This window comes from Kitasatospora sp. NPDC041988 (assembly GCF_055588525.1).
Genome location: NZ_JBVJCO010000022.1, coordinates 137,625 through 150,445, shown reverse-complemented (window position 1 = coordinate 150,445; position 12,821 = coordinate 137,625). Strand labels below are relative to the sequence as shown.

The 12,821-nt window shown below is 72.7% G+C and carries 13 protein-coding genes; 4 read left to right on the top strand and 9 right to left on the bottom strand.

Annotated elements, in window-relative coordinates; translation table 11 throughout:
* Window positions 1-266: 266 nt before the first annotated feature.
* The 3 genes from ACZ6NC_RS22700 to ACZ6NC_RS22690 form a co-directional block, all read right to left on the bottom strand.
* Window positions 267-1,070, bottom strand: coding sequence for a DUF3710 domain-containing protein (locus ACZ6NC_RS22700; RefSeq protein ID WP_465735473.1), 804 nt, complete (start codon window positions 1,068-1,070; stop codon window positions 267-269).
* A gap of 69 nt (window positions 1,071-1,139) precedes the next feature.
* Window positions 1,140-1,607 carry a dUTP diphosphatase gene (dut, locus tag ACZ6NC_RS22695; RefSeq protein ID WP_465735471.1) on the bottom strand — a complete coding sequence of 156 codons (468 nt, stop codon included), beginning with the start codon at window positions 1,605-1,607 and terminating at the stop codon, window positions 1,140-1,142.
* A complete protein-coding gene (locus tag ACZ6NC_RS22690; protein ID WP_465735490.1) occupies window positions 1,604-2,176 on the bottom strand; it encodes a PaaI family thioesterase in 573 nt (190 codons plus the stop codon). Before ACZ6NC_RS22690 ends, dut begins: the two co-directional genes overlap by 4 nt.
* A 177-nt stretch (window positions 2,177-2,353) precedes the next feature.
* On the opposite strand from ACZ6NC_RS22690, the gene ACZ6NC_RS22685 reads away from it, so the two are divergent.
* A complete protein-coding gene (locus ACZ6NC_RS22685; RefSeq protein WP_465735469.1) occupies window positions 2,354-2,803 on the top strand; it encodes a DUF3093 domain-containing protein in 450 nt (149 codons plus the stop codon).
* Between the two features lie 280 nt (window positions 2,804-3,083).
* Here ACZ6NC_RS22685 and ACZ6NC_RS22680 read toward each other — a convergent pair whose 3' ends face one another.
* The 4 genes from ACZ6NC_RS22680 to ACZ6NC_RS22665 form a co-directional block, all read right to left on the bottom strand.
* Complete coding sequence (locus ACZ6NC_RS22680) at window positions 3,084-3,383, bottom strand: DUF4193 domain-containing protein (protein ID WP_148642658.1); 300 nt, start codon at window positions 3,381-3,383, stop codon at window positions 3,084-3,086.
* A gap of 540 nt (window positions 3,384-3,923) precedes the next feature.
* Window positions 3,924-4,907 (bottom strand): acyl-ACP desaturase, encoded by a 984-nt coding sequence (locus ACZ6NC_RS22675; RefSeq protein WP_465735467.1) that lies wholly within the window; start codon window positions 4,905-4,907, stop codon window positions 3,924-3,926.
* Between the two features lie 255 nt (window positions 4,908-5,162).
* Complete coding sequence (locus ACZ6NC_RS22670; RefSeq protein ID WP_465735465.1) at window positions 5,163-6,464, bottom strand: sensor histidine kinase; 1,302 nt, start codon at window positions 6,462-6,464, stop codon at window positions 5,163-5,165.
* A 65-nt stretch (window positions 6,465-6,529) separates the two neighbouring features.
* Window positions 6,530-7,183: a response regulator transcription factor gene (locus ACZ6NC_RS22665; RefSeq protein WP_148642660.1), complete on the bottom strand. Its 654-nt coding sequence runs from the start codon at window positions 7,181-7,183 to the stop codon at window positions 6,530-6,532.
* A 454-nt stretch (window positions 7,184-7,637) separates the two neighbouring features.
* On the opposite strand from ACZ6NC_RS22665, the gene ACZ6NC_RS22660 reads away from it, so the two are divergent.
* Window positions 7,638-7,823, top strand: a complete 186-nt coding sequence (locus tag ACZ6NC_RS22660; protein WP_030301315.1) for a hypothetical protein — start codon at window positions 7,638-7,640, stop codon at window positions 7,821-7,823.
* Between the two features lie 185 nt (window positions 7,824-8,008).
* On the opposite strand, the gene ACZ6NC_RS22655 is transcribed toward ACZ6NC_RS22660, so the two are convergent.
* Both ACZ6NC_RS22655 and ACZ6NC_RS22650 read right to left on the bottom strand, forming a co-directional pair.
* Window positions 8,009-8,812 (bottom strand): inositol monophosphatase family protein, encoded by an 804-nt coding sequence (locus ACZ6NC_RS22655; protein WP_465735463.1) that lies wholly within the window; start codon window positions 8,810-8,812, stop codon window positions 8,009-8,011.
* 19 nt (window positions 8,813-8,831) lie between these two features.
* A complete protein-coding gene (locus ACZ6NC_RS22650; RefSeq protein ID WP_465735461.1) occupies window positions 8,832-9,989 on the bottom strand; it encodes a ferrochelatase in 1,158 nt (385 codons plus the stop codon).
* 128 nt (window positions 9,990-10,117) lie between these two features.
* Here ACZ6NC_RS22650 and ACZ6NC_RS22645 point away from each other — a divergent pair, with 128 nt between their 5' ends.
* The gene (locus tag ACZ6NC_RS22645; protein ID WP_465735459.1) at window positions 10,118-11,374 is read left to right on the top strand and encodes an MFS transporter; all 1,257 of its coding nucleotides are present in this window, start codon (window positions 10,118-10,120) and stop codon (window positions 11,372-11,374) included.
* A 103-nt stretch (window positions 11,375-11,477) separates the two neighbouring features.
* Window positions 11,478-12,800, top strand: a complete 1,323-nt coding sequence (locus tag ACZ6NC_RS22640; protein ID WP_465735457.1) for a D-arabinono-1,4-lactone oxidase — start codon at window positions 11,478-11,480, stop codon at window positions 12,798-12,800.
* Window positions 12,801-12,821: the final 21 nt, after the last annotated feature.

Sequence of the window (12,821 nt, the reverse complement as noted above, 5' to 3'; positions counted from 1 at the left end):
TTGACTTTTGGCACGCTGTTGAGTTCTCAAGGAACGGACACTTCCTTCGGACCGCCTTCCAGCGGGCCCTCCGGGCGCTTCGTTCTTTCGTGTTTGAAGCTTATCAGATGTTTTCCGCTCCGTTTTCCGGAGTTTCATTCATCAGACTTACTTTCCGCCGCCCCTCTCGGTGCGACTCCGGAACTGTACGGGGACCGCCCCGCCATATGCAAATCGCCCCCGCCCGGGCATCCGGGCGGGGGCGATCAGGAGAGCTGTCGGCCTGCTCAGCGGACCTCGGTGATCTCCGGGCCGCGGGCGAACGGGTCGAGCGCGGTGCCGCCGAAGCGGTTCTCGCCCTCACCGGCAGTGGCGGCCGCCCCGCCACCGTCGGCGACCATCTGCGCGTCCTCGGGGAGCTTCAGCACGATCGGGTCGCGGGGAGCCATCGGGCTCTCGCCGCGGACGACGACCGTCTGCTGGAAGACCTGCTCCAGGATTCCGGCCATCTCGGGCTGCACGGCGGCCTGGCCCGAGATCACGCCGCGGAGGAACCAGCGGGGCCCGTCGCAACCGACGAAGCGCACCAGCTGGACGCCCTGCGTGCCGTCCGGCAGCTGCACGGGGACCTGGGCGCGGAGGTGCCAGCCGAGCGGGCCCTCCTCCTCGTCCACGATGCCGCCCTGCGACGTGATGCCGTTGGCGATCTCCTCGCGGACCTCGCCCCAGATGCCCTCCGACTTGGGGGCCGCGAAGGCCTGGAGCTGGATGGCGCTGTTGCCGAGGACCAGCGTCGCGGCCACGATCGCGTCGCCGGCGACCTCGACGCGCAGTTCCATGCCCTCGACACCGGGGACCAGCAGGCCCCCGAGGTCTACTCGGCCCTCTTCCGGATTCTCCAGCTCGGAGTAGTCCCACGGACCGTCCGGCCGCGGGGCCGGCGGCAGCCCGACCCGGTCCGTCGGGTCCAGGTCGGTCTCGTTCTCGCTCTCGGCGGAACCTTCGACGTCATCGGCCGTCTCGTCGGCGCTGATGGCGTCGTCGGCGAGCTGCTCGACAGCGTCCTCGCTCTTCTGGCGACGACGGAACACGGTCACTGTCCTTCCCGGTCCAAGACCGATGCGAATACCTGCTCGGCTTCCTGCGAGGCCGCGGGCAGCCTAGACCGCGGCGTGGCCGCCGGTCGACCCGAACCCGCCCTCGGCCCGCGCCGACCCGGGCAGTTCGGCCACCTCGTGGAAGCGGGCCTTCTCGACCTGCTGGATGACCAGCTGGGCGATCCGGTCCCCTCGGCGGAAGCTGACGGGCTCGCGCGGGTCCAAGTTGACGACGATCACCTTGATCTCTCCACGGTACCCGGCATCGACCGTCCCTGGGGCGTTCACCAGAGCAACTCCGCAACGAGCTGCGAGCCCGGAGCGGGGGTGGACGAAGGCCGCGTAGCCGTCGGGCAGCGCGATGGCGATCCCGGTGGGCAGGACGGCCCGCTCGCCGGGGGCCAGCTCGGCGTCGACGGTGGTCCGCAGATCGGCACCGGCGTCGCCGGGCTGCGCGTACGCGGGCAGCGGCAGCTCGGCGTCGATTCGCGTGATCAGAACGTCGACGGGCGGACGGGGGGTCGTACTCACGGGTTCACCTCAAAGGCTCGGGCGCGCTTCATCAGATCCGGGTCGTCGAGGACCTTCTCGATGTCCTCGGGACGACCGTGCTTGGTGAAGTGTTCCAGCTTCACCTGGATGAAGAGTGCCTGCGCACGCACCGCGACCGGCCCGTCCGGCCCGCCGATCCGTGCCTCGGCGGCGCTGTAGATCTTGCGGCCGTGCACGCCGGTGATCCACGCCCGCACGTGCAGCACGGAGTCGACCGGCACCGGGGAGAGGAAGTCGGTCTCCAGCCGGCCGGTGACGGCGGGGGCGTGCAGCAGCCAGTTCAGCGCGCCGAGCGTCTCGTCCATCGCCGCGGTCAGCAGGCCGCCGTGGGCCAGGCCGGGGCCGCCCTGGTGGGCCGAGCGGACGGCGAACTCGGCGGTGACGTCGAGTCCCTCGCCGGCCACCGCGTCGATCCGCAGGCCGCCGGGGTGCTGCGGGCCGCAGCCGAAACAGTGCTCGTAGTGCGAGCCGAGCCGGGTGCCCGGGGCCGGGGCCTCGGGGGCGCGCGGCGGCAGCACGGCCTCCGGAGGCGGTGTGGTCGGCGACAGCGGCCTGCCGGGCACCGGCGAGGTGGTCGGTGCCAGCGACGTACTCGGCGCCGGCTGGGCGGACGGGGAGGCGGGGGCGATGGAACCGGTCACGGCGCCCAACCCTACCGACCGGTAGGCGTGGGGGGACCGGGGGTGCCGTCCCGGGCCGCCCGTCACGGCGACCACAATGGGGGCATGTACGACGAACGCCTCACCGTGCCGCGCTCCTGGTGGTTGCTCCCGGTCGCGATCGGACTCACGCTCGCGATGATCCTGCTGCGTCTCAGCGCGGTCGGCGCGCTGGTCGGGCTGGTGGTCGGCATCGCCGCCGGCGCGGCCGCGATCAGCAGCTACGGCTCCGCCCGGATCCGCGTGGTGCAGGGCTCGCTGGTCGCGGGCCCGGCCCGGATCCCCGTCGACGCCCTCGGCGCCGCGCACCCGCTCAGCCCCGCCGAGGCGGTGGCCTGGCGCGGGTCGAAGGCGGATCCGCGCGCTTTCATGCTGCTGCGCAGCTACGTCCCGACCGCCCTGCGCGTCGAGGTGAGCGACCCGGCCGACCCGACGCCGTACCTGTACCTGTCGACCCGCTCGCCGATGAAGCTGGCCGAGGCGCTCGACGAGGCGCGCCGCGGCGCCCGCGCCTGACGCGGACGCACGAACGCGCCCGGGCGTCCCCGGGAAACGGAGAGGGACGGTTCCGCGATGCGGGACCGTCCCTGTTGTCTCCGTGCTGCACGAGGTGCCGCCCGAGGTGCGGCACCGCGCGCGGCACGAGGTACTGCGCTGGACCTATCTGACTCCGTACTGCCGGTGCGGCCGCCTCGGCGGCCGCCGGAACTGCCGTCCGGCCCCGCTGCCCGGGGCCGGAAGGGGCGGTGTGCCGGTCTCGCTGGCTGCGAGTCCCGGACCATGGCCGCCCTCGTTCTCAGGCGCCGCAGTCCCGGCAGATCGGGTTGCCGTTCTTCTCGCTGTACAGCTGGCTGCGGTGGTGCACCAGGAAGCAGCTCATGCAGGTGAACTCGTCGGCCTGGCGCGGCAGCACCCGGACGGAAAGCTCCTCGTTCGAGAGGTCGGCGCCAGGAAGCTCCAGGCCCTCGGCCGCCTCGAACTCGTCGACGTCGACCGAGCTACCGGTCTTCTCGTTCCGCCGAGCCTTCAGTTCCTCGATGCTGTCCTCGTTGAGGTCGTCATCGGTCTTGCGTGGGGTGTCGTAGTCCGTTGCCATTTTTTTCGCTCTCCCCCTCCGGGTTTGTGCGGTGTGTGCGGTATCTCCAGCGCACGTAACGCATGGGGGGTCGGTCTTGTGCCCGACCCGAGGCGGAGATTTTGCCTTACTTCAAGCCCTGTTACTCAATCGACACTCAGCCAGGGGTCCGTTGGGGTGATCCGCTCGGGGACGGGGGGCCTCACGCTGGGCCATCACCGGCCCGCGATCGGGGCCGCCCGGCGGACACGGACAGTGATCGGCGACCGCGGGGGCGTCCGCCCACTCCCTTGCCCACCAGGGGCGTCCGCCAATCCACCGGGGCGAATCCGGCCGCCGATCCCCTCACGGACGGCGACCGGGGCGCCGTTCACCATGATCACGCTCCGGGGTCGGCCCGACCCGCGGAGCGACACGGTGTGACCTTGCTCACGTTCCGAATCTTCCGGGGCAAACCACGGAAAATCCACCCAAGCGGAGCGGCCGGATCCACGACCCGCCGCGCTCGCGGTTCGTGTCCGGCCGCTACCTGACACCCGGCGGCGGCCGGGCAGCCGTCGGCTACTTGGCGGCCATCCGCGCGGCCCGGCGGGCCAGCAGTGCGGCCTGCCGCTCGTCGAACTTGGTCGCCTGCGCGTCCAGCCCGCCGAGGAAGACGCCGAGCTCGTCCTGGGCCTGCTGGCCGTCCGGACCGAGGCCGTCGATCTCCATCACCCGGAGGTGGCGCAGCACCGGCTGCAGCACGTCGTCGTGGTGGATCCGCAGGTTGTAGACGCCGCCGATGGCGATCTGGGCGGCGGCCCGCTCGAAGCCGGGGATGCCGTGGCCGGGCATCCGGAAGTCGGTGACCACGTCGGCGATGGCCCGCATGCTCTGGTCGGGGGCGATCTCCAGGGCGGCCTTCAGCAGGTTCCGGTAGAAGACCATGTGCAGGTTCTCGTCGTTGGCGATCTTCGCCAGCAGCTGGTCGCAGAGCGGGTCGCCGGCGTGGTGGCCGGTGTTGCGGTGCGAGATGCGGGTGGCGAGCTCCTGGAAGGCCACGTACGCGACCGAGTGCAGCATGCTGTGCGAGTTGTCGGACTCGAAGCCCTCCGACATGTGGCTCATCCGGGCCCGCTCCAGCTCGTTCGGGTCGACGGCCCGGGTGGCGAGCAGGAAGTCGCGGATGGCTATGCCGTGCCGGCCCTCCTCGGCCGTCCAGCGGTGCACCCAGGTGCCCCAGGCGCCCTCGCGGCCGAACATGGTGGCGATCTCGTGGTGGTAGCTGGGGAGGTTGTCCTCGGTCAGCAGGTTGACCACCAGCGAGACCCGGCCGAGCGGGGTCACCTGGGAGTGCTCCACCGACCAGGCCTCGCCGCCGAGCACGCCGTCGAAGTCGCGGCCCTGGCTCCACGGGATGAACTCGTGGGGCATCCAGTCCTTGGCGACCTTCAGGTGGCGGTTGAGCTCCTTCTCGACGACCTCTTCGAGGGCCATGATCAGCCGCGCGTCGGTCCAGGCGCTCGAACCGAGGGAGGCGGTGCGCTGCACGGGGGCGATGGTCATGGTCTTGCTCCTGAGGGGAACGGGCACGCGCGGGACGGGCGCGTTGGGCGGGCACGTCGGGGACGACGGTCGGGCTGCACCTACGGTTGCGTAGGTTACGTAACCGTAAGTTGCTCGGGCCGGAAATGACAAGCCGCCCCCGCCAGGCCTTATGTCGTCTTGACAGGCCTGACGGGGGCGGCTGGGGATGGTCGGCGCACGGAGCGCGGGGCGCCCGAACGGCGCAGCGGGCCGAGGACGGCCCTGGAAGGCGGCTCAGGCTCCCGGGATGCGCACCCGCATGGTGAGGCCACCACCGGCGCGCGGGGTGGCCTCGATGGTGCCTCCGTGCGCCCGGACCACCGAGCGGACGATGGAGAGGCCGAGTCCGACCCCCTTGTCGCTGCGGGTGCGGTCGGCGCCCTTGACCCGGCGGAACGGCTCGAAAATGTGTTCCAGCTCGTAACCGGGGACCACCGGGCCGGTGTTCGAGACCACCAGCTCGCCGCCGCCCGGCACCTCGGCGGTGGTGATCTCGACCCAGCCGCCGGCGGTGTTGTAGCGCACCGCGTTCTGCAGCAGGTTGAGCGCGAGCCGCTCCAGCAGGACACCGTTGCCGCCGACCACGGCCGGGGTGAGCGTGGCGCGCACCTCGACCTCGCGCCGGTCGGCCTCGGCCCGGGTCTGCTCCAGGGCCCGGGTCGCCACCTCGGAGAGCTCCACGCCGCGGCGGTCGGTCAGCTCGTTCTCGCTCCGGGCGAGCAGCAGCAGGCCCTCCACCAGCTGCTCGCTGCGCTCGTTGGTGGCCAGCAGGGTCTTGCCGAGCTGCTGGAGGTCGGGCGAGGCACCGGGGTCGGAGAGCTGGACCTCCAGCAGGGTGCGGTTGATCGCCAGCGGGGTGCGCAGCTCGTGCGAGGCGTTGGCGACGAAGCGGCGCTGGGAGTCGAAGGAGCGGTCGAGCCGGTCGAGCATGTCGTCGAAGGTGTCGGCGAGCTCCTTGAGCTCGTCGTCCGGGCCGTCCAGCTCGATCCGCCGGTGCAGGTCGGAGGAGGCCACCTCGCGGGCGGTGCGGGTGATCCGCCCGAGCGGGCGCAGCACCCGGCCGGCCATCGCGTAGCCGGCGACGAAGGCGATCACGGCGAGGCAGACCAGCACCGTGAGGGACTTGCGGAGCAGGGTGTTGAGGGCCGAGTTTGAAGCGACGTCGTGCCGGGCCGCGAGGTACTGGTTGAATCCCTCGGAGGTCATCAGCTGCCCGTTGACCCGGATCCCGTTCGACCCGAAGTCGAAGGTCGGCGGCTGGACGTCGTGCAGCGCCTGCCGGACGAAGAAGTACATCAGGAGCAGCAGCACCACGCCCGCCATCAGGAACATCCCGCCGTACAGCAGGGTGAGCCGCATCCGGATGGTCGGGCGGAACGGCAGCCAGGCGAGCATGCCGTCGCCGGGGACGTAGCTGTCCTGCGACGCCTGGTTCAGCCGGGGCGCGCGGGGCGGTTGCACGGGCTTGGGCGGCACGGCGCGCGGGCCGCCGGCGGGCGCGCCGGAGGGCCCGCCGGCCGGGGGCGGGGTGGTCATCGGTGTTCCTCTCGGAGCGTCCGCCGGAAGCGGGCGCGGCAGGCCGGCCGCGGGGGCCGGAGGGGTCAGATCCGGTAGCCGGAGCCGGGGACGGTGACGATCACCGGCGGGTCGCCGAGCTTGCGGCGCAGCGTCATGACGGTGACCCGCACGACGTTGGTGAACGGGTCGGTGTGCTCGTCCCAGGCCTTCTCCAGCAGCTGTTCGGCGGAGACGACGGCGCCGCCGGCCCGCATCAGCACCTCCAGGACGGCGAACTCCTTGGGGGCGAGCTGGACGGGGCGCCCGTCGCGGATCACCTCGCGGCGGCCGGGGTCGAGCGAGATGCCCGCGCGCTCCAGCACGGGCGGCAGCGGGACGGTCGCCCGGCGGCCCAGCGCCCTTACCCGGGCGACGAGTTCGCTGAAGGCGAACGGCTTCGGAAGGTAGTCGTCGGCGCCGATCTCCAGACCCTCGACCCGGTCGCTGATGTCACCGGAGGCGGTCAGCATGATCACCCTGGTGGCCAGCCCCTGGTCGACCACGCTGCGGCACACGTCGTCACCGTGGACCAGCGGCAGGTCGCGGTCGAGCACCACGACGTCGTAGTCGTTGACCGCGATGCGCTGGAGCGCGGCCTCCCCGTCGTACACCACGTCGACGGCCATCGCCTCGCGGCGCAGGCCGGTAGCGACGGCCTCGGCGAGCAGCTGCTCGTCCTCGACGACGAGAACCCGCACGGTCGTTGTCCCTTCTCCAGGCCGGCCCCGGAAGCGGACGCACGGCTCCGACGGTGCCTCCATCCTGCCTGGTCCGGCGGTAAAGCAGCGATAAGCTGCCCCGGGGGCACGGGCGCCCCGGCGGCCCGATCACGAGGGAGGGCGCGGTTCGTACCGGGAACACTCCGGTTGGACTGTGACACAGGCAACTTTCTCGCCCCGGGAGGTTTCTCCCGCCCGGGGGCGGGGAGGACAGGTGCACACCCGCGATCTGGCTGTTTGGCCGATCGCACCCACCCGCCGTGCGTTCATCCGCGCCGGCCCTGGGGCTGGGGCGTCACCGGGAGCGGCCGAGGGCCGTCTCCGCGCCCGACCGGAGATCTCGACCCGCCGGATCGGACGCTTCCGCTGGCCACCATCACCCCGGGGCGGGGGACGCACGAACGTGCACGTCCGACACAGTAAGGGGGCCCGTATGGACGCCTTCACCGCCGGAATCCTGCAGCGCATAGCCAACGCCGAGCAGGACCTGCACCGCGCGATCGAGGCCGGGGACGAATTCCTGGCCGAGGTGGAGCAGTCCGAGCTGGACGATCTCCGCCGGCTCGCCGCCGAACACGGCGTGGACACGGTGCTGGAGCGCCACCGCACCGCCGCCTGATCCACCCGACCCGACCGACCCGACGCCGGCTTCCGGCACCAGCGGCCCTGTGGGGGCCGTGCGAAACCTGCGAAACCTGCGAAACCCAAGCCCTGGCATCCCCCGTATGCCAGGGCTCTTCCTTGTCCGGTCCCCTGCCCGCCCGCGCTGCTCCCGCCCGCCGGCAGGGGCCCCTAGGGCAAGCCCTAGTCCGCCCAGGCGCGCAGCCTCGCCAGCTGCTCCTGGAGCGGCTCGTACACGCCGGGCGCGGCGGCGACGGTCAGCTCGCCGTCCGGGCCCTGGCCCGGACGGCCGCCGACCAGCGCGCCGGCCTCGGCGGCGATCAGGCAGCCCGCGGCCCGGTCCCAGGGGGCGAGCCCGCGCTCGTAGTAGCCGTCCAGCCGGCCGGCCGCGACGTCGCAGAGGTCCACCGCTGCGGCCCCGCCCCGGCGGACGTCACGGACCTCCGGCATCAGCCCGAGCAGCACCTCGGCCTGCCGGATCCGCACCTGCTGCACGTAGTTGAAGCCGGTGGCGATCAGTGCCTGCCCCCACGGCGGGGCCGGGCGGGCGGAGAGCGGCCGGCCGTCCAGGTGGGCGCCACGGCCGAGCACGGCGTGGAACAGCTCGCCGCGGGCCGGCGCGTACACCACGCCGACGACCGCCTCGCCGTCCAGCTCGGCGGCCACGCTGACGGCCCAGGAGGGCAGCCCGTACAGGTAGTTGACGGTGCCGTCGAGCGGGTCGACGACCCAGCGGACCCCGCTGGTGCCGGGCCGGTCGGCGCCCTCCTCGCCGAGGTAGCCGTCGGCCGGGCGGCGGGCGCCGATCAGCTCCAGGACCAGCTTCTCGGAGGCGAGGTCCATCTCGGTGACGACGTCGACCGGGCTGCTCTTGGTGCCCGCCACGCCCAGGTCGGCGGGCCGGCCGTCGCGCAGCAGCGCGCCCGCCCGCCGGGCGGCGTCCAGGGCGACGTCGAGCAGTTCGTCGAGCAGTTCGGGGCTGGGCACGGGCTCTCCTCGGAGGGGGTCAGCGCTCGGCGGCGGCCGGGCGCGGGGCGCGCGGGTTGGGACAGCAGGCCACCGCGCAGACGTCGTGGCCGGGGCCGAGCGCGCCCAGGGAGCAGCGGGTCACGGCCTCGCCGCGCTCGGTGGCGGCCCGCTCCAGGACGAGTTCGCGGACGGCGGCGGTGAACCGGGGGTCGGCGCCGACGGTGGCGGCGCGGGCGACCGGCAGGCCGAGTTCGGCGGCCTTGGCCACCGCCTCGGTGTCCAGGTCGTACTTGACCTCCATGTGGTCGGAGACGAAGCCGATCGGGACCATCACCACGGCCGGCGCGCCGTCGGCGTGCTGGGCCTCCAGGTGGTCGCAGACGTCGGGTTCCAGCCACGGGATGTGCGGGGCGCCGCTGCGGCTCTGGAAGACCAGCTCCCAGGGCCGGTCCGCGACGCCGGTGCGCTCGGCGACGGCGGCGACGACCAGCCGGGCCACGTCCAGGTGCTGGGCGACGTACGCGCCGCCGGGCCGGCCGCGGGCCGGGTCGTCCGGGGCACCGGAGGTCTCGGCCATGGTGTCCGGGATGGAGTGGGTGGTGAACGCCAGCCGGGCGCCGGCCCGGACGTCCTCGGGCAGCCGGTCCAGCGCGGCCACGGTGGCGTCGATCATCGGCCCGACGAAGCCGGGGTGGTTGTAGAAGTGCCGCAGCTTGTCCACCCGCAGGGCGGGCTGCCCCTCCTCGGCCAGCTGCGCGAGCGCGTCCGCGAGGTTCTCCCGGTACTGGCGGCATCCCGAGTACCCGGCGTAGGCGCTGGTGGCCAGGACGGCGACGCGGCGGTGCCCGTCGGCGGCGATCTCGCGCAGGGTGTCGACCAGGTAGGGCGCCCAGTTCCGGTTGCCCCAGTAGACCGGGAGGCCGAGGCCGTGGTCGGCGAAGTCCTTGCGCAGCGCGGCCAGCAGCTCGCGGTTCTGCTCGTTGATGGGGCTCACGCCGCCGAACATGAAGTAGTGCTTGCCCACCTCCTTGAGCCGCTCCTTCGGGATGCCCCGGCCGCGGGTGACGTTCTCCAGGAAGGGGACGACGTCCTCGGGGGCCTCGGGCCCGCCGAAGGAGAGCAGCAGCAGGGCGTCGTACGGCTGGGCCGCGATCGGAGCGGCGCCGGAGGGTGAGGGATTGCGCACGTCGGACATGCGACCGATCCTGCCATTGAGGGGCCGGACCACGTCGGCTGGGCCGCACCGGGCGTCCGGAAAATACTGTTTGCCAACGTACGTAAGCTGTCTTGGCCAGCCTCGTTCCTTACCCCTGCGGAGCCATCGTGCTGTCCAGCTACCGCCAGATCTTCGCCGCCCCCGGCAGTCTGGCCTTCTCCTCCACCGGCTTCATATCCCGGCTGCCGATCTCCATGACCGGTATCGGCATCGTGACCATGCTCTCCCAGCTGAGAGGGTCGTTCGGGGTCGCGGGCCTGGTGTCGGCGACCCTGGCGGTCTCCGCCGCGGTGCTGGGGCCGCAGGTCTCCCGGCTGGTGGACCGACACGGGCAGCGCCGCATCGTGCTGCCGGCCATGGCGATCACCGTCGTCGCCGCCGTGGGGCTGCTGCTCTGCGCCCGGTTCAAGGCCCCCGACTGGACGCTCTTCGTCTTCGCCGCCGGCATGGGCGTCATGCCGAGCACCGGCGCGATGGTCCGCGCCCGCTGGGCCCACCTCTACCGGGACGAGGCGCCCAAGCTGCACACCGCGTACTCCTTCGAGGCCGTGGTCGACGAGGTCTGCTTCATCGTCGGCCCGATCCTCTCCATCGGCCTGGCCACCTCCGTCTTCCCCGAGGCCGGGGTGCTGCTCGCCGGGCTCTTCCTCGCCGTCGGCGTGGTGCTGTTCGCCGGGCAGCGCTCCACCGAGCCCCCCGTCCACCCGGCCGCCCGGCACACCGGCAGCTCGGTGATCCTCAACCGCGGGCTGCAGGTGCTGATCCTCACCTTCGTCGCCACCGGGGCGATCTTCGGCTCGGTGGAGGTCGTCACCGTCGCCTATTCCAAGGCCCAGGGGCACGAGGCCGTCTCCAGCGTGATCCTGGCGCTCTGGGCGCTCGGCTCCTGCCTGGCCGGCGTGGTGTTCGGCACCCTGAAGCTCACCGGGTCGATGGCCGGCCGCTTCTTCGGCGGCGTCCTCTTCATGGCGCTCAGCATGGCGCCGCTGCTGCTGGTCGCCGAGTCGGTGCACGGGGTCGGCGGGCTGGTCGCGGTCGGCGCCGCGCTGCTGGTCGCCGGCATCGCCATCTCCCCCACCCTGATCACCGCGATGGCCTTGGTCGAGCGGCTCGTCCCGGCCGCCCAGCTCACCGAGGGCATGACCTGGACGACCACCGGGCTGGCCCTCGGCGTCGCGCTCGGCTCCTCCGCCGCCGGCTGGGTGGTCGACGCGGCCGGGGCCGCCGCCGGCTACTGGGTGCCGCTGACCGCCGGGGCGTTCGGCGTGGTCACCGCGCTGGCCGGACTCGGCCGTCTGAAGGCCGGGCTGGCGTCCGCCGAGGCCGCCCAGCCCGCCGGACAGACCGTAGACCTCGAACGGTGAACTGACTACTCTCCTCCCTACTCGCGGGCCTACCCGCGGGTAGGGCGGCGGCGCCGCCCCGGAGCGAGCCGACACCGTTCGGCCACGGAGCAGGAGGCACCGCATGCCCCAGGCCAGTACCGCACCCCGCACCCGCTGGACCAACTGGGCCGGCAACCAGAGCGCCCACCCGGCCAAGGTGGTCACGCCCGGCACGGTGGAGGAGCTGGCCAAGGAGATCCTGCGCGCCGCCGACCAGGGCCGCACCGTCAAGGCGGTCGGCTCCGGCCACTCCTTCACCTCGATCGCCTCCGCCGGGGACGGCGTCCTGGTCCGCCCGTACGCGTTGACGGCCGTCCGTGAGATCGACCGCGAGGCCGGCACCGTCACCGTCGAGGCCGGCCTGCCGCTGGCCCGGCTCAACCGGCTGCTCGCCGCCGCCGGACTCTCGCTCACCAACATGGGCGACATCGAGGTCCAGACCGTGGCCGGCGCCACCAGCACCGGCACCCACGGCACCGGCCGGGACTCCGGCTCGCTCGCCGCCCAGATCCGCGCCCTGGAGATCGTCCTCGCCGACGGCAGCGTCCGCCACTGCTCCCTCACCGAGAACCCCCGGCTCTTCGAGGGCGCCCGGCTCGGTCTCGGCGCCCTCGGCGTGATCACCGCGCTCACCCTCGCCGTCGAACCGGCCTTCCTGCTCACCGCGCACGAGCAGCCGATGCGCTTCGACGAGGTACTGGAGCGGCTCGACGACCTCACCGCCGTCAACGAGCACTTCGAGTTCTACTGGTTCCCGCACACCGACCGCTGCTCCACCAAGCGCAACAACCGCAGCCAGGGCCCGGCCGCCCCGCTGCCCCGGTTCAAGGAGTGGCTGGAGGACGACTTCCTCTCCAACACCGTCTGGGAGGGCGCCTGCCGGGTCGGCCGGCGGTTCCCCGGCACCGTGCCGGCCATCGCCTCGCTGGCCAGCCGCGCCTGGTCGGACCGCAGCTACACCGACACCGCGTACAAGGTGTTCACCAGCCCCCGCAAGGTCCGGTTCGTGGAGATGGAGTACGCGGTGCCGCGCGAGGAGGTCGCCGAGGTGCTGCGCGAGCTCCGGGCCATGATCGAGCGCTCCGACTGGAGGATCAGCTTCCCGGTCGAGGTGCGGTTCGCCCCCGCCGACGACCTCTGGCTCTCCACCGCCGGCGGCCGGGACACCGCCTACATCGCCGTCCACCTCTACCGGGGCACCGCCGAACAGGGCTACTTCACCGAGGTGGAGAAGCTGATGGCCGCCCACCGCGGCCGCCCGCACTGGGGCAAGCTGCACACCCGCGACGCCGGCTACCTCGCCGAGGTCTACCCGCACTTCGCCGACTTCACCGCGCTGCGGGACGAGCTCGACCCGCAGCGCCGGTTCGGCAACGACTACCTGCGGCGGGTGCTGGGGGCGTAGGGCTTGTCCGACGATTCCCGC

What these genes read in the sequence shown, in the direction of transcription:
- ACZ6NC_RS22685 (WP_465735469.1), top strand. Translation starts at nt 2,354, where the DNA reads ATGTACGACGAACGCCTCACCGTGCCGCGCTCCTGGTGGTTGCTCCCG.
- ACZ6NC_RS22680 (WP_148642658.1), bottom strand. Translation starts at nt 3,383, where the DNA reads ATGGCAACGGACTACGACACCCCACGCAAGACCGATGACGACCTCAAC.
- ACZ6NC_RS22675 (WP_465735467.1), bottom strand. Translation starts at nt 4,907, where the DNA reads ATGACCATCGCCCCCGTGCAGCGCACCGCCTCCCTCGGTTCGAGCGCC.
- ACZ6NC_RS22670 (WP_465735465.1), bottom strand. Translation starts at nt 6,464, where the DNA reads ATGACCACCCCGCCCCCGGCCGGCGGGCCCTCCGGCGCGCCCGCCGGC.
- ACZ6NC_RS22660 (WP_030301315.1), top strand. Translation starts at nt 7,638, where the DNA reads ATGGACGCCTTCACCGCCGGAATCCTGCAGCGCATAGCCAACGCCGAG.
- ACZ6NC_RS22650 (WP_465735461.1), bottom strand. Translation starts at nt 9,989, where the DNA reads ATGTCCGACGTGCGCAATCCCTCACCCTCCGGCGCCGCTCCGATCGCG.
- ACZ6NC_RS22640 (WP_465735457.1), top strand. Translation starts at nt 11,478, where the DNA reads ATGCCCCAGGCCAGTACCGCACCCCGCACCCGCTGGACCAACTGGGCC.